The organism is Streptomyces sp. NPDC047081, from assembly GCF_040643775.1.
Classification (GTDB): Bacteria; Actinomycetota; Actinomycetes; order Streptomycetales; family Streptomycetaceae; genus Streptomyces.
Map to the genome: position 1 here is coordinate 18,073 of NZ_JBEYUY010000005.1, position 16,179 is coordinate 34,251.

Annotated in this window: 12 protein-coding genes; 8 read left to right on the top strand and 4 right to left on the bottom strand. The window is 71.8% G+C overall.

Features of this window, described 5'->3' with window-relative positions:
* Positions 1-119: 119 nt before the first annotated feature.
* Entirely contained in the window at positions 120-515 is a 396-nt protein-coding gene (locus ABZ848_RS10830; RefSeq protein WP_360828690.1) for a helix-turn-helix transcriptional regulator, read from the bottom strand.
* Between the two features lie 109 nt (positions 516-624).
* Between ABZ848_RS10830 and ABZ848_RS10835 the strand changes: the two genes are divergently transcribed.
* Entirely contained in the window at positions 625-1,224 is a 600-nt protein-coding gene (locus ABZ848_RS10835; protein ID WP_360828693.1) for a DUF1707 domain-containing protein, read from the top strand.
* On the opposite strand, the gene ABZ848_RS10840 is transcribed toward ABZ848_RS10835, so the two are convergent.
* Together ABZ848_RS10840 and ABZ848_RS10845 are read right to left on the bottom strand one after the other, a co-directional pair.
* On the bottom strand, positions 1,202-1,720 hold the full coding sequence (locus tag ABZ848_RS10840) for a hypothetical protein (RefSeq protein ID WP_360828696.1): 519 nt from the start codon (positions 1,718-1,720) through the stop codon (positions 1,202-1,204). The genes ABZ848_RS10835 and ABZ848_RS10840 overlap by 23 nt on opposite strands.
* Positions 1,721-1,846: 126 nt before the next feature.
* Entirely contained in the window at positions 1,847-3,799 is a 1,953-nt protein-coding gene (locus tag ABZ848_RS10845) for an amino acid transporter (RefSeq protein ID WP_360828699.1), read from the bottom strand.
* 351 nt (positions 3,800-4,150) lie between these two features.
* On the opposite strand from ABZ848_RS10845, the gene ABZ848_RS10850 reads away from it, so the two are divergent.
* The 5 genes from ABZ848_RS10850 to ABZ848_RS10870 all read left to right on the top strand — a co-directional run bounded on the left by ABZ848_RS10850 (position 4,151) and on the right by ABZ848_RS10870 (position 12,173).
* Positions 4,151-6,043 carry an NAD-binding protein gene (locus ABZ848_RS10850; protein WP_360828702.1) on the top strand — a complete coding sequence of 631 codons (1,893 nt, stop codon included), beginning with the start codon at positions 4,151-4,153 and terminating at the stop codon, positions 6,041-6,043.
* A gap of 178 nt (positions 6,044-6,221) precedes the next feature.
* Positions 6,222-7,928 (top strand): PHP domain-containing protein, encoded by a 1,707-nt coding sequence (locus tag ABZ848_RS10855; RefSeq protein ID WP_360828705.1) that lies wholly within the window; start codon positions 6,222-6,224, stop codon positions 7,926-7,928.
* The gene (locus ABZ848_RS10860) at positions 7,925-8,527 is read left to right on the top strand and encodes a hypothetical protein (protein ID WP_360828708.1); all 603 of its coding nucleotides are present in this window, start codon (positions 7,925-7,927) and stop codon (positions 8,525-8,527) included. Before ABZ848_RS10855 ends, ABZ848_RS10860 begins: the two co-directional genes overlap by 4 nt.
* 118 nt (positions 8,528-8,645) lie before the next feature.
* Positions 8,646-11,537: a BTAD domain-containing putative transcriptional regulator gene (locus ABZ848_RS10865; RefSeq protein WP_360828711.1), complete on the top strand. Its 2,892-nt coding sequence runs from the start codon at positions 8,646-8,648 to the stop codon at positions 11,535-11,537.
* 96 nt (positions 11,538-11,633) lie between these two features.
* Complete coding sequence (locus ABZ848_RS10870) at positions 11,634-12,173, top strand: sigma-70 family RNA polymerase sigma factor (RefSeq protein WP_360828714.1); 540 nt, start codon at positions 11,634-11,636, stop codon at positions 12,171-12,173.
* Here ABZ848_RS10870 and ABZ848_RS10875 read toward each other — a convergent pair.
* Positions 12,157-13,578, bottom strand: a complete 1,422-nt coding sequence (locus ABZ848_RS10875; protein WP_360828717.1) for a hypothetical protein — start codon at positions 13,576-13,578, stop codon at positions 12,157-12,159. The genes ABZ848_RS10870 and ABZ848_RS10875 overlap by 17 nt on opposite strands.
* Before the next feature lie 178 nt (positions 13,579-13,756).
* On the opposite strand from ABZ848_RS10875, the gene ABZ848_RS10880 reads away from it, so the two are divergent.
* Positions 13,757-15,730: a hypothetical protein gene (locus ABZ848_RS10880; protein WP_360828720.1), complete on the top strand. Its 1,974-nt coding sequence runs from the start codon at positions 13,757-13,759 to the stop codon at positions 15,728-15,730.
* A gap of 97 nt (positions 15,731-15,827) precedes the next feature.
* Positions 15,828-16,121: a WXG100 family type VII secretion target gene (locus ABZ848_RS10885; protein WP_242777669.1), complete on the top strand. Its 294-nt coding sequence runs from the start codon at positions 15,828-15,830 to the stop codon at positions 16,119-16,121.
* Positions 16,122-16,179: the final 58 nt, after the last annotated feature.

The window sequence follows — 16,179 nt, forward strand, 5'->3', positions numbered from 1 at the left end:
GCAAATGCGAGGTGTAAGTCTCCTGTCGCATCGCATGAGCTGGAGCAATGGGTGGATGGGGTGTGCATGTGCGTTCGTACGGGAAGGGAGTGGCGGGTGGGTCGAATGTGCCCGGTGGGTCAGACGCGGTCGATGTGTACGTTCGTCGACTTCACGCGGGCCGTGGCCTCCATGCCGACCTCCAGGCCCAGTTCCTCGACGGCCTCCCGGGTCAGCAGCGAGACCAGGCGGTGCGGGCCGGCCTGGATCTCCACCTGGGCGGCCACGTCGCCGAGTTTGATCGCGGTCACGATGCCCGGGAAGGCGTTGCGCACCGAGGTGTAGGAGGTCTCCTCCTCGGCGGTGCCGGCCTTGGCGAGTTCTACGGAGAACGCGGCCAGGGCCCGCCCGTCGATGAGCCGCCGCCCGCTGTCGTCGCGATGGGTCGCCACCCGGCCGGCGTCCGCCCAGCGGCGTGCGGTGTCGGGGCTGACGCCGAGCAGCCGTGCTGCCTGGCCGATTGTGTAGCTCTGCATGCGGTCACGATAGGGCCGTGAACGGGCTTCGGCGGACGTGGGGTTGAGCCGAAGGTGTAACGCGATATATCGTCAGTCGAGACCGTCGTCGGGGGATGGGAGTGAGGTCATGTCGGGTCGGTCGGCACACACCGGAGAAGCAGCGCTCGAACTGCGGGCCTCGCACGCGGACCGGGACCGGGTCGTGGACGTCCTGCGCGTCGCCGCCGGGGACGGCCGGCTCACCGCGGAGGAGCTCGACGAGCGGCTGGAAGCGGCCCTGACCGCCCGCACGCTGGGCGAACTCGCCGTCCTGACGGCCGACTTGCCGGCCCCGGCCGCGGAGGCAGGGGGCAAGGACGTCGAGCGCATCAAGCAGCGCGGTGCCTCCGCCCGGCGCGGTGACGGCTGGGCCGTGCCACGGCGGCTGGAGATCGACTCGGAGTGGGGCGAGGTGACCCTCGACCTCACGGACGCGGTGATCACGTACGACACCCTGCACATCGAACTTGCCCTGCGCGGCGGCGCGTTGAAGCTGCTGACCCGGCCGGGCGTCGTGGTGGACACCGACTCGCTCGTGATCGAGTACGGGGGCGTCAAGAACCGCTCGGCGAGCGGGGCGGGGGTGCCCGTGGAACTGCGCGTCGAGATCCACGGCCGTATGAACTTCGGGCAGGTGGTGGTACGTCCGCTGCGGCGCGGGTTGTTCAGGAGAGCCCCGAAGCCCTGAGGACCGCCAGTGCGGTCTCGTCGTCGATGCGGTGGCCGAGGCGGCGCAGCACCTCCGTGCCCTGGCAGAGGGTGCCGCGCTCCAGGGAGCGGCGGACGCCCGTGTCCAGCTCGTGCCAGAGCAGCGGGTCGGCGACCAGGACACGCGGGTCGAGTTCCAGGTTGTGGCCGTCGGTGTCGCGCAGGGCGAGGTGGGAGGAGGCGCCCTCGTACTGCCGTACCGAGACCAGGGCGTCCGTGCGGACCGTGCGGCGGTGGACCGGGCCGCTGACCGCGAGCCAGCCCGGGCCCGCGGTCACGCGGGGCGGGAGCAGGACGGCGAAGACGGCCGCCGAGAGGGCGAGCCAGAGCAGGGCGCGGGCCGGGGTGAGCGTCCGCGCGTCCCAGTCGACCAGCAGCGTCATGGTGAAGAAGGCCAGGGCGCAGCACGCGGCGAGCCGGGCGCTGCCGCGCCAGTGGCGGTCGCCTGCCGGGGTCGGCGGTGTGCTCCTTCGCATGAGGCGACGGTAGGTCGGCGCACGGGTGGGCGGGCCCGCCGCTGACGCTCTTCTGACGCGGAGAGAGCGGATTCTGACGCGTTCCTTACGTCTCCCGGGTTCCGTAACCCGGCAGGCGCCCGGGGTTCAGCCGGTGTGCACCCGCGGTCGGCGTGCCCGGTCCGGCTCCGCCTCGCGCAGGACCTCGCGGGTGACCGGGGCGACCTCGCCCTGGCCGAAGAGGAAGAAGCGCAGGAAGTTGGCGAACGGGCTGCCCTCGGTCCACTCGAAGTAGATGTGCGGGGTGCAGCCGGTGGTGTCGCGGGCGTGCAGGAGCAGGGCGGCCAGGGCGTTCGGGATGGAGGAGGACTCCAGGGTCAGGACGCGGTAGCGGTTGTGCAGGACCTCGCCGCTCACCCTCAGGCCGGCCTCGAACTCGGACGGGTCGGTGACCGTGACCTCGACGAAGACGAAGTCCTCGCCCGGGATGTCGTTGTCGGCGCGGATCTGCTCGATCTTGTCGCGGTACTCGGCCTTGTCGCGCTGGTCGGGCTCGTTGGCGATGAACCGTATCTTCCGGCTGGACATGTCCCGGATGAAACGTTCCGCCATCGGGTCCAGCGTCACGCTGGTCACGCGGAGCTCGAAGGCTCGGGCCAGCCGGGACAGGAGCGAGACCAGGATGATGCCGGCGATGAAGCAGGCGCCGATCTTGACGCCGTCGGGGCGTTCGACGACGTTCGCGACGGTGACGTACAGCAGGACCGCCGAGACCGCCGCGAAGCCGATGGTCCAGCCCTTCTGCCGGGCCCGGCGGGCGGCGATGGTGACCGCGATCGCGGCGGAGGACATGAGGACCAGGACGCCGGTGGCGTAGGCGCCGCCCTGGGCGTCGACGTCGGCGTCGAAGATCCAGGTGACCAGGAAGGCGATCAGCGTGAAGACGATCACCATCGGGCGGACGGCGCGGGCCCAGTGCGGGGCCATGCCGTAGCGGGGCAGGTAGCGCGGCATCAGGTTGAGCAGGCCGGCCATCGCGGAGGCGCCCGCGAACCAGAGGATGGCGATGGTGGAGACGTCGTAGACCGTGCCGAAGGCGTTGCCCAGGTATTCGTGGGCCAGGTAGGCGAGGGCGCGGCCGTTCGCCTCGCCGCCCGACTTGAACTCCTTCTCCGGGATCAGCACGGTGGTGATGAAGCTCGTGACGATCAGGAACACGCTCATGATCAGGGCGGCGGCCGTCAGGAGCTTCTTGGTGTCGCGGATCCGGCCCTGGGGGTTCTCCTCGGTGTCACCGGGGTCGCCCTGGACGTGCGGCATGACGGCCACGCCGGTCTCGAAGCCGGAGAGGCCGAGCGCGAGCTTGGGGAAGACCAGCAGGGACACGCCGATCATGGCGAAGACGTTGCCGTGCTCGGCCGTCAGGGCGCTGGTCCAGTCGGTGACGACGTGCCCGGCGGTGATCACGTGCCACATGCCGACGACCACGACGACGGCGTTGAGGCCGAGGTAGGCCACCACCAGGGCCACCGCGACGCCGATCGCCTCCAGGAAGCCCTTGAGGAAGACCGCGCCGAGCAGGGCGACGAGGACCAGGGTGATCAGCATCTCCTTGCCGTGCAGGACGCTGGTCAGGTGCGGGTTCTCGACCATGTGCGTGGCCGCGTCGGCCGCCGACAGGGTGATGGTGATCAGGAAGTCCGTGGCGGCGAAGCCGAGCAGGGCGAGGACGAAGAGCTTGCCCTTCCAGAACGACAGCAGGCGTTCCAGCATGGCGATCGAGCCCTCGCCGTGCGGGCTCTCCTCGGCCACCCGCCGGTAGACGGGCAGGGCGCCCGCCAGCGTCACGATCACCAGCACGATCGTCGCGATGGGTGACAGGAGACCGGCCGCCAGGGCGGCGATGCCCGGCTGGTAGCCGAGGGTGGAGAAGTAGTCGACACCGGTCAGGCACATCACCCGGTACCAGCGCTGCCCCTTGTGGACCGGCTCCGACTCGGCCGGCGGCTCCGCCTGGGCGGTCCCCTTGCCCATGTCGGAGAGACCTTCCAGCATCCAGGCGCGCAGGCGACTGGGTGGGGGGTGCTCGGTGGTGGCCATCGGCGTGCTCCTGATGTGCGGCTCAGCGTGTGGGTTCCGGCCATCACGCGGACGGCGGCACCAGCGTAAGCGGAGAGTGACGCGAGGGCCCACGGCTGAGGGCGTCGAGGGCGTCAAGCTTCCGTTAAGACTGGCCGGTCAGCGGCGTGCGCCGAGGGAATGGGAGCTTCTCGGGTGTTACATCACGATTGCGCCGTACGAGGGGAGGCTCGTCGTCGGGCCGGGGCGGACACCCTGCGTCATGAGGGCGGGGGTACGGCGGGATGGTCTTGGTGTTCCCTTGACGCAAACTTGGGTGCTGTCAGGTACACGGCCGGAACAGCCCTCGCGGGCCTGGCCGTTCAGCCTGATGTGACGTCAACTCTGCCCATACGCACGGAACCCGCCCAGCGCGCCCAGCACATGGTGATCTGCGGCGACGACGGACTCGCGCACCGGCTGGCCGTCGAGCTGGACGGGGTGTGCGGCGAGATCGTCACCGTCGTGCTGCCGTCCGCGAGCGACGAGCACGGGGCGGAGATCGCCGCACTGCACCGGGACCCGGGCTCGCCGGTCGAACTGCACCTCTCCGCGCGGCCCGACGAGCGGACCCTGCGCGCGGCGGGCGTCGAGCGGGCCGCCGCGCTCGCCCTCACCTACCGCGACGACCAGGTCAACATGACCGCGGCCCTGCTCGCGCGGACCGTCAACCCCTCGGTGCGGCTGGTGGTCCGGATGTTCAACCGCGAACGCGGGCGGCATCTGGAGCGGCTGCTGGACCGGGCGGCGGGACTGTGCGACGCCCCGGTGCAGGACACGTCCACCACCGTGCTCTCCGACGCCGACACCGCCGTACCGGAACTCGTCGCGGCCGCCGCGGTGGGGCACGGCCACACCCTTCAGGTCGAGGGCAAGGTGTTCCGCGGGGTCGTACGGCCCGCGCGGACCGCGCCGCAGGGCACCGATCTGGCGACGCTGGCCGTGCTGTCCGGTGCGCATCAGGACGACCCGGCGAGCCAGGACAGCGCGGAGACGCCGGGGGAGGACGGGACGCAGCTGCTGCCCGACGACCGGACCGCCCACCAACGGCAGTTCACACACGGCCGGTTGATGCTGGAGGAGGTCACGCACGCCTTCGAACAGGCCGTGGGGGCGCGGCGGCCCCATCTGCGCAGCTGGCTGCGGAGACGGCTCGCGCATCTGCCGTGGAAGGTCTTCCTGTCCCACCAACTCGCCGCCGTCTACGGGGCCTTGGCCGCGGTCGTCGTCGGACTCTCCACCGCCACCGCGCTCTTCGCCGACGAGCACCCGTGGTGGAAGAACATCTACCTGCCGCTCCTGGACATCTTCACCATGGGCGACCCGGCCACCGAGGAGTCGCCCGCCCGGCGCGTCCTCCAACTGCTCGCCGGATTCGTCGGGTTGGCGGTACTGCCGCTGGTCGTCGCCGCGACCATGAACGCCACCGAGGCCTTCCGCACCGCCTCCGCGAACCATCCGCCCGACGACGACGTCAGCGGACACATCGTGCTGGTCGGCCTCGGCATGGTCGGCACCCGTGTACTGGCCCGGCTGCGCGCCACCGACCACCAGGTGGTCGCCATCGAGCGCGACCCGCGGGCCCGTGGCGTCGCCCTCGCCCGGCAGCTCGGCATCCCGCTGATCCTGGACGACGCCACGGCCCCGGACGTGCTCGAACTCGCCCGCGTCCGGCACAGCCGCTCACTGCTCGTCCTCACCCGCGACGACGGCCAGAACCTCGACATCGTCATGGCCGTCCGGGAGACCAACCCCGCCGTCCGGGTCGTGACGCGCTTGTACGACGACGACTTCGCCGCCACCGTCCAGCGCACCCTGCGCGCCTCCTACCCCGACGCCCTGACCCGGAGCAGGAGCGTTTCCGCGCTGGCCGCGCCATCGTTCGCCGCGGCGATGATGGGCCGGCATGTGCTGGGGGTGATGCCGGTGGAGCGGGGCTCGCTGCTGTTCACCTGCGTGGACGTCGCCGGGCATGCCGAGCTGGAGGGGCGTTCCGTGCGGGAGGCGTTCCGGGAGAACGAGTGGCGGGTGCTGGCGGTCGGGGCCGCCACGGGGCCACTTCCGGCGTCGGGCGGGGACTCCCTCACCGGTCTCGGGGTCGACCGGACGGAGTTCGACTGGCGGCCGGGGCAGGAGCGGGTGCTGCGGGCGGGCGACCGGGTGGTGCTGGCGACGACGCGGCGGGGGCTGGACATTCTCATGACGGGGGTGCCGCGGCGCGGCTGAGGCACAGTGGGCCCCTGTGGTGGTGGCTCGGCAAGGAGGAGAACGAGGGGCTGGTCTTTGCTCCTGCTTTACTTCCGGAGTTCTTTGTTCCGCCGCTGTGGCATCGCGCGCAGTTCATCGGGGGTGATCAGCCTCGGCCCCGTCCGACGCATACTCCGTTGCTGCAGCAGGAGCTGACATGGGCCACAGCGGTCACAGACACGGCCATGGACATCACCACCACGATCACGAGACCGGCACTGGCTCCCTGCCGCCGGCCCTCGACATGTCCGTACCGGACGAGGAGTTGACGCCCAGTCAGCTGTCGCGGCGCTCGATGCTGCGGCGCACCGGGCTGCTCGGGGCCGGGCTCGCCGCGGGCAGCGTGCTGGCCGGCGCGGGGGAGGCAGCCGCGTCGACCGTCGACATGCCCGCCACGCACGGCGGCTCCCGCACCGGCGGCTACCTGTGGCTCGCCGGCGACCACCACATCCACACCCAGTACAGCTCCGACGCCAAGTACCGGGTGATCGACCACGTCCGGCAGGCCAACGCGCACGGCCTGGACTGGATGGTCATCACCGACCACGGCAGCGAGACCCACGCCAAGATCGGTGTGGAGAAGGTCAACCCGGATATCGTCGCCGCGCGCGACCGGATCGACGACACCCTCGTCTTCCAGGGCCTGGAGTGGAACATCCCGGCCGCCGAGCACGGCACCGTCTTCGTGCACCCGGGCAAGAACGAGGTCGCGGTGCTCAAGGAGTTCGAGAACTCCTTCGACGGCTCGGTCAAGGGCGCCTCGGCGAGCACCCCGGCCAACGAGGCGCTGGCCATCGCGGGCGTCAACTTCCTCGCCGACGCGGTACGCCGCCGCAAGGTCAAGGACGCCCTGTTCCTCGCCAACCACCCGGCCCGCAAGGGCATCGACTCCCCGCACGAGATCCGCGGCTGGCGTGACGCCCAGCCCACCATCGCGGTCGGCATGGAGGGCGCCCCCGGTCACCAGGCCGGCGGCTTGCCCAAGCCGAACGGCCCCGGCGGGGCGCGCGGCATCTACGACAACAGCCCCAGCGCCGACTCCTTCACCGGCTACCCGCTGGAGAGCTACCGCACCTGGGGCGGCTTCGACTGGATGACCGCCACCGTCGGAGGCCTGTGGGACAGCCTCCTCGCCGAGGGCAAGCCCTGGTGGATCACCGCCAACTCCGACTCCCACAACGTCTACGCCGACACCGCCGTACGCGGCCCGAACAGCGACTTCAACGCCAACGGCCGCTACAACGACCCGGTTTACGGCGGTGGCCTCAACCTCACCGACACCGACTTCTGGCCCGGCCAGTACTCCCGCACCCACGTCGGCGCCGCGTCCTTCTCGTACCAGTCGGTCATGGACGGCATCCGGGCCGGCCGTGTCTGGGTCGACCACGGCGGGCTCATCAGCGGCCTCGACGCCCGGCTGCGGGGCGGCGGCCGTGCCGTCACCCTCGGCGGGGTGCTGCACGTGAAGCGCGGCAGCCAGGTCGACCTGGTGATCGAGATCAGCCTGGCCAACGGCCCCAACTGGGCGCAGTTCGTGCCGGCGTTGGCGCGCGTGGACGTCGTCCAGGGTGATGTCACCGGCCCGGTCTCCGACAAGGACGTCTTCGCCACGCCGAGCACCAAGGTGGTCAAGTCCTTCGAGGTGAACAAGGCGACCGGTTCGGTGCGTCTGACGTACTCCCTGGGGCGCGTCGACAAGCCGGTGTACGTACGGCTGCGCGGCACCGACGGCAACCGCGGCGCCGTCGGCATCAACGGTCCCGCGATCGACCCGGCGGGCCCGGCCATGGACGTGCTCGGCGACGCCGACCCGTGGAAGGACCTGTGGTTCTACTCCAACCCGATGTGGGTCCTGCCGGCATGACCGCACCGGAGTTCCTGCCCGGCGTCCGCTCCGTCATCGGGGTGGACGCCGGGACGGTGAGCCTGCGGGAGGCGGACCATCTCGTCCACCGGCTGGCGGACGAACTCGGGCTCCCCGCAGGCACGTTCGCCTGCACGCATCTGATCCGCGAGGGCGAACGGCGGGGTACGGCCGTGTCCTTCGCCCTTCCCGACAGGGCGGCGGCCGAGAGGGCGTGGCCGCGGCTGGTGGCCCTCGGTGAGCCGGAACTGGGTGCGGTCCTGGAGGACCGTCGACACGGGCGCGTCGGGGGTGCTCGCGTGGCGGCGGAGGAGCATGTCGGGCGTCATGGGGGCAGGGCGGTGATCTATCCGGGAGTCGAACACCTCACCGGCACGGTCGCTTTGAGTGAAGTGCTCGGCCTGACCGCCGTCGACGAGGTCGTCGTGGTCGGACGCTCGTCGGTACCCGACCACGAGACGCCGGTGCTCACACGCGACCACGTTCGCCCCGAATGGCGTGCGGGTCGGCTGACTCTTGCCCTGGTCCCTGCGGTGGGGGAGACCCTCGCACCGTTCGAGGTCCCCAATCCCACGCCCTGCTGCGCGGACCACGGCTGACGTTGGCCGGTTCGGCGCGTGCGACGCTCCGGCGCCACGCAACCATGCCTCGCCCGGCCCGCCCGGACTCTATGCTCGTCCGGTCGTTCACGTCGTCACAGTCGGTACAGGGGATTCGGTGCGTACTCGATTCGCCGTGCTCGGACCCGTCCGGGCCTGGCGCGGCGACACGGAGCTGGTGCTCGGGCCACCCAAGCAACGTGCCCTGCTCGCGCTGCTGTTGACCGAGGCGGGGCATCCGGTCGCCGTGCACGAGATCGTCGACGCGCTGTGGGGCCAGGACCCGCCGGACACCGCCGTCAACGTCGTCCAGCGGCACATCGGCGCCCTGCGCAGGCTGCTGGAACCCGAGTTGCCCGCCAGGGGAGAGTCACGGTGGCTGGTGCGCGGCTCGGGCGGCTACCGCCTCGACGCGGACCCCGAATCCCTTGACCTGCTGCGCTTCCGCGAGCTGCGGCAGCGGGCGGCCAAGGCGGCGCAGGAGGGTGAACCGGGCGCCGCCACCGAGCTGTTGATCGAGGCGCTGGCGCTGTGGCGCGGTCCCGTGGCCTCCGGGATCGCGCCCGAGGTGCGGTCGTATCCGGCCTTCACCGCCCTGGACGGCGAGCATCTGGCCGCCGTGAAGGAGGCGGCGGAGCTGGCACTGGAGGCCGGAGGAGGGCTCGGCGCACGGGTGTTGGTGACGCTGCGGCAGGCCGCGGCACAACACCCGTTGGACGAAGGGTTGCAGGCCAGGCTCATCCTGGTGCTCGCGGCCACCGGACATCAGGCCGAGGCCCTGGACGTCCATCGGACCGTTCGGACCCGGCTCGCCGACGAGCTGGGCGTACAGCCCGGCCCCGAACTCCAGGCGGCCCAGCAGCGGGTTCTCGGCCGTACCCAGACTCTGCGGGCCTCCGTGCCGACCGGTTCCGGCGAGGACGCGGGCGAGGAGGAGCTCCAGCCGACGGCCGTCGCCACCGTGCGGCCCGCCCAACTCCCCGTGGATCTCGCCGCGTTCACCGGCAGGCGCGATGAACTCGCCCGCGTCCGGGAGCTGTTGCCCCCGTTCGGGGAGGCCATGTCGACCGTCGTCATCAGCGCCATCGGCGGCATGGCCGGCGTCGGCAAGACGACCCTCGCGGTGCACTGGGCGCACAGTGTCGCCGACCGGTTCCCCGACGGGCAGCTCTACGTCAATCTGCGCGGCTTCCATCCGACCGGGTCGATCATGAGCGCGGCCGAGGCGATCCGGTCGTTCCTCGACGCGTTCGGCGTCCCCGGGCAGCGCATCCCCGCCGGCCTCGACGCGCAGGCCGCGCTGTACCGCAGCATCCTCGCCGACCGGCGCGTCCTGATCGTCCTCGACAACGCCCGGGACACCGAGCACGTACGGCCGCTGCTGCCCGGCGCGCCCGGCTGCCTGGTCCTCGTCACCAGCCGCAACCAGCTGTACGGCCTGGTCGCCGGCGAGGGCGCGCACTCCCTGACGCTGGACGTGCTCACCCAAGCCGACGCCCGCGAGTTCCTCTCCCGCAGGCTCGGCGACGAACGCGTCGCACGCGAACCCGACGCCGTCACCGAGATCATCGACCTGTGCGGACGGCTCCCGCTGGCGCTCGCCGTGGTCAGCGCCCGCGCGGTGGTGAACCCGACCTTCCCGCTCGCGTCCGTCGCCGCCGAACTGCGCGAGAGCGAGGACAGCCTCGACGCGTTCTCCGGCGAGGCTCCCGTCGCGGACGCACGCAGCGCGTTCTCGTGGTCGTACCAACTCCTCACCCCCGCCGCCGCCCGCGTCTTCCGATTGCTCGCCCTGCACCCCGGCCCCGACTGCTCGCTCGCCGCCGTCGCCAGCCTCGCAGGGCAGCGAACCGGCCAAGTACGGCCGTTGCTCGCGGAGTTGGTCCGTGCCCACCTGCTCTCCGAGCCCGTGCCGGGCCGCTACGGCTGCCACGAGCTGCTGCGCGCCTACGCCACCGAGCTGGGCCGGGCCGAGGACGGCACAGCGGACCTGGACGCGGCCAGGCGCCGGCTCCTCGACCACTACCTGCACACCGTGCACGCGGCCGACACCGTCATCGCGCCCACCAGGGAACGCCTCCAACTGCGGCCCCAGGCACCGGGAGTGACCGTCCCGCGCCTGCCCGACCAGGCGGCCGCGGCCACCTGGCTGGAGGCGAACCGGACCGTCGTGCTCGCCGCGATCGAGCAGGCCGCCCGGCACGGCAACGGCGAGCACAGCTGGCAGCTGGCCGCGACCGCCGACCTGTACCTCGACCGCAACGGCCACTGGCAGGAACAACTCGCCGCGCAGACAACGGCGTTGGGGGCCGCCCAGCGACTCGGCGACATCCGGGGCCAGGCACACGGGCACAAGGCGCTCGGCTTCACCAACGGCCGCTTCGACAAGTGGGACGAGGCCGACGCACACCTCGCCCGCGCCCTCGAACTCTTCGGCGAGATCGGCGACGGGATCGGCGAGGCCAGGGTGCACCGCCACTGCGCCTACCTCGCCAACCGGCGCGGACGCCACGAAGAGGCCCTCGGTCACTACGCCGACGCCGGGGCCCTCTACCGGGCGGCCGGCTGGGACAGCGGCGAGGCGTACGTGGCCAACGAGGTCGGATGGACGTACATCCTGATGGGCCGGTACGAAGACGCCCTGAAGGAGTGCGGCCGTGCGCTGGCGGCCCACCAGCGCACGGGGGACGGCAACGGCGTGGCCTCCGCGTGGGACAGCCTCGGCTACGCCCATCACCACCTGCACGAGCACGAGCGGGCGCTCGAATGCTACGAGCACGCCCTGCGGTGGTACCGGGAGGGCCGCGACCGCTACCTGGAGGCCGACACCCTGGTGCACATCGGCGACACCCACCGCGCGAGGGGCGAGCACGGCCGGGCCGTGGTCGCCTGGCGCGAAGCGGTCGGCATCCTCGAGGAGATCGGTCACTCGGAGGCCGCCCAGGTCCGCGACCGCTTGAGGGACCTCGCCGTACCCGATCCCGAACCCGAGCCGCCCGGGCGTCAGTAAAGCGTCAGAGTTCCGGAAGCGGGTCCTGCCTACGCTCCCCGCTCCGCTCCAACCGGAGCCGGAGCCGCGTACGGCAACCCCTTCAGGAACTGGATCATGACCACGACCACTGCCGTGGCCGCCGCGTCGGCCGCGCACCGGGACCAGCTGCTGCACACCATGATGGCGGACCACGCGAAGGCCCTGCTCGCCTACGCCGAGAAGCTGCTGAAAGACCGTCACACGGCGGAGGACATCGTCCAGGAGGCCCTCATCCGTGCCTGGCCGCACGCCGAACGCCTCTACAGCACCGAGGGTTCGATACGGGGCTGGCTCCTCACCGTGACCCGCAACCTCGTCGTCGACCGCATGCGCAGCGCCGCCGCCCGCCACGAGACCATCGGCGCCGAGGACCGGGACGTGCCGCTGCCCGACCACTCGGGCGCCGTGCTGACCTCGGTCGAAGCGACCGACCTGCTGCGGGAGTTGAGCCACGAGCACCGTGAAGTGCTCGTGCACACCTGCATGTTCGGCCGCACCGCGCAGGAGACGGCGCGCATCCTCGGGATACCCGCCGGCACCGTCAAGTCCCGCCGCCACTACGCCCTCAACACCCTGCGCGCCAAGGCCGACAAGCGACTCAGGCCGGCACGGTGAGCCGTACGTCCAGGACCGGGATGTCGACATGGCCGTCGGCGTCGGTGCGCCAGCGCCAGTGGGCGCCGCCCGCCTCGCCGTAGACCAGCCCGGTCCAGCCCGCGCCGCCCGGCCCGCACAGGGCGGCCAGCTCGGCGGCCTCCCGCTCGCCCGGCGTCCCGGTCACCACGACCAGGCCCCGCACCGGCCGCCGCGAGGCTCCGGCGCGCACCGTGCCCCGCCCGGCAACCGGCGCCGAGGGTGCGGGCGCGTCCACCCGCGGCAGCTGCCGCAGCCCGGCCGGCACGGCGAGCGGCAGGTCGCCGTCCGCCCCGCGCAGCACGGTCACCGGGGTGTTCGGGCGGGTGCGGGCGATCTCCGCGAGGAGATTCTGTACGACGTCCCGGGCCACCGTCCGGTCGCCGCCCACGCTGAGGACGCCGTCCAGGCGGCTCAGGTCCACGAAGACGGGCTCGCCGTCCTCGTCCGTGCCCGCGCGGACGAGGCATGCGGCGTTGACCGAGGCCTGCGCCGTCATGCCGGGCTCGTCGCCGCGGGTCAGCCAGCCGGTGGCTGCGGCGGGGCGGCGCCAGCGGGTGCTGTCGACGTTGGTCCAGGGGGCGTCGGCCGAGTCGGAGGCGGCGAGCCACACCGTGACGCCCGTGGCGTCGACGCGCAGGGCGTGGACCGGCTTCTCGGGCTGCTGCCGGGTGGGCGCGAACTCGCCCAGGGTGCCGTAGGCACGTCGTACCGACTCCGCGTCGGTCGCGAACCGGCGGCCCGTCGCCCGGCGTTGCATCAGCAGGCGCCTGCGCCGCATCGGCTCGCCCAGCCCGCGGAGCGCGCGGACCATGGCGGCGTACGCCTTGCGGACCTTCCGGCGGCCCACGATGCCCGCGGTGATCAGGGCGAGCAGGATGGCACCGAGGACGGCGATGGCGGCGGCCAGCGGGAACGTGAAAGTCGCCGACTGGCCGGTGTTCACCGTCTTTTGCCCCGAGGCCGGGGGAGAGGCAGTGCTGTTCTGGGCGCCGGTGTCGCGGGCCAGTTGGACGTCGGGGCCCGAGGCGTCCTGGGGCAGGCGCAGGATCCAGCCGGGGTGCAGCTGGTCGGCCGGGTCGTTCAGCGCGCCGCCGTCCTTCTGGGCCTGGCCGCGGTTCAGGTCGAAGATCTCGCCGGAGCGCGAGGCGTCGCCGAGTGTGGAGACGGCGATCGACTGCAGGGTGGCGAGCTGCCCGCCCGTCTGCGCGGGGTCCGGGACCACGAACACCTTGATCAGATCGTCCTGGGGCGCCGCGTGCGCGGAGGCGGTGGCGCCGATCGCCATGAGACAGGCTGCCAGCAGCGCCCCCAGGGCGCGCAGGAGTGTCCGTGCCGTGACGGTTGCCGGCCTGTGCTCGGGCCTCGCGCCCGCGCCGTTGCTCATCGTGTCCACCCTTCGGGGTTCCGTTGCACCGACTACACGGGGCCACCCGCCGAAAACGTTCGAAGGGAACTCGCCCTGGACTTCCCGGACTTCGTAGGGAAGTTGCTTTGAACCCTCCGCGACACCGACCCCGTGTACCTGGCGACCACTCGTCACAGGCAGCGCACCGGGGGATCCCATGGCACGTCGGCACTCGAGTCCCGAGGACTTCCGGCTCGTCGGCATGGACTCGGACCCGACCCCCGGCGACCCGGACCTGATCCAGGGCGTGATGCAGCGGTACCGGGACATCGGGGACGCCGCCGAGAAGGCGCTGAACGTGCTGAAGAAGGACGGCACGATCTCGCAGGGCCGAGGTTCGGCGATGGACCAGCTGAAGGAGAAGATCGGCGACGATCTCCCGGACAAGCTGACCAAGACCATGAACTCCTACCACGACGCGGCCCAGGCCTACAGCGACTACATGCCCCGGCTGCGCGAGGCCCAGGACACCTTCGACCGGGCCGTGGACCAGGCACAGGCCGCGGCGCCCGCGGCGAACCAGGCGCCCAAGGAGCTCGGCGCGAACCCTACGGACGCCGAGAAGTCCGAGGCACGCAAGGCGCAGGACGCCATCGACGCGGGCAAGTCCCAGCTGAACGCGGCGAAAAGCCTCGCCGAGCAGGCCAAGTCGATGCGGGAGAGCGCGCAGCGGCAGTGTGCCGATGTGCTGGACCGTGCGGCGGGGGAGGCGATTCCGGAGCGGAACATCTTCCAGAAGATCGCCGACTTCTTCAAGGACTTCCCGTTCGTGCAGATCCTGCTGGCCGCGCTGATCGCCGTGGTCGCGGTGTTCTTCCCGGTGGTGGGGGCGCTGCTCGGCGGGGCGTTGTTCGTCTTCAACCAAGTGATAGCGAGTCAGACCGGCGGTATCAAAGCCGGTGACTTCGTGGTCGGGCTGCTCGGGATCGTTCCCGGCGGTTCGCTGCTGAAGCTGGGCGGGCGGGCCGTGGAGGCGATCGCGCCGGCCGCCGTGGCCGCGGTCAAGAACTCCGGGTTCATCGCCAAGAGCACCGCGTCGATCACCAAGATCGGTGAGTCCTTCACCAACAGCAAGATCGTCAGCGGGGTCCTCGGCAATTCCGTCGGCAAGGTGGGTGTGGAGGTCACCGGGAAGTTCCTCACCAACTCGGCGTTGGAGGCGGGCGCCAAGGCGGCCAACCACGACCAGATCACGGCCGCGGGCGTGTTCGCCGGGGCCGCGGCGGGGGCGGTGGCCGGAGCGGCCTTCAAGGGCGGTATCGGGAAGATCGGCAAGGGTCGTGGGAACCCTCCGGTGGAGGAGGGCAAGGGCGGCCGCTTCGGCGATACGACGGCGCCGGCGGCCGGGGACACGGTCGGTAAGCGGGCCTCCGACCAGGTCGGCGGTGCGATCGAGGAGGGCGCCACGCTGGGCACGAAGATCGGCGTGGGCGTTGCCCAGGGCGGTGACCCCAACGAGGTCGCGGCCGGTGAGATCGCCAACTCCGCGCCGAAGCTGGGTGCTGGGCCGGTCGGCAAGGCGGGCCTCGGCCGCTCGATCGACGGCCTCACCGACAAGATCCCGATCAAGGGCAGCCCGAGGCCGTCGACGGGGGCGACGAATGCGCCGGGGTCCGGGCAGCCGACGACACCGGATCCCGCGAACGCGGGGGCCCAGGGATCGGCGCCGGGCGGTGGAAATGCCGGGGCTGGGGCGCATGGTCCCGCGCCGGATGGTGCGAATGGCGGGGCCGGGGCGCACGGACCCACGTCGGCCGATCCGGCGAACGTACCCCTTCCGCCGTCGCCGACCGGCTCGCGTCCCTCGACTCCGGCTCCCGTGGATCCGGCGAACGTGCCGGTCCCGCCGTCGCCGACCGGCTCGCGGCCCGCCACTCCTGCTCCGACGAACCCGGCGGACGTACCGCTTCCGCCCTCTCCCACCACTCCGCATTCGCCGGTCACGGCACCCTCGCCCACCGCTCCCGGCGACGGGTCGGCCCCCGGGCGCCCCACGGTCCCGCCCATCAGCACCTCCGACTCGCAGTCGAACTCCGGCAGTGAGTCGTCGTCGCCGTCGCCGAACAGCGACGGGTTCGTCACCGCGCCGACCAGTCCCGCGGAGGGCCAGGGCGGCGGCAACGGCCGCTAGGCGCACGGGCGTTCGCGCGGCCACCAGTCGTCCGTCCCCCTTCCCGGACGGATCGCTCCACCTGTCAGCGCTCCAACTACCAGCAAGGAGAACTCCCATGCCCAACTACGCCGTCAACTCCGACACCACGTCGTCCACTTCGCAGGCCCTGCTCAACGACTTCTCCCAGCTCCAGGACAAGCTCAACGAGGTCCGCGGCAAGATCACCAACCTGCTCGCCGACGGCTACAGCACGCCCGCCGCGCAGCAGAAGTTCCAGCCGTTCTTCGACGAGTTCGCCAAGGGCTTCGAGCAGGTCAACCAGGGTCTGCAGGGCATCGGCCAGTACGTGAAGTCCGTCGGCGAGGCCTTCGACCAGACCGACAGCCAGCTCGGCTCCAACCTCTCCTGACCGAACGGCCCGGCTCGCCGCCACGGCGGTCGGTGCCGCACCCACCTCCACACGAGAA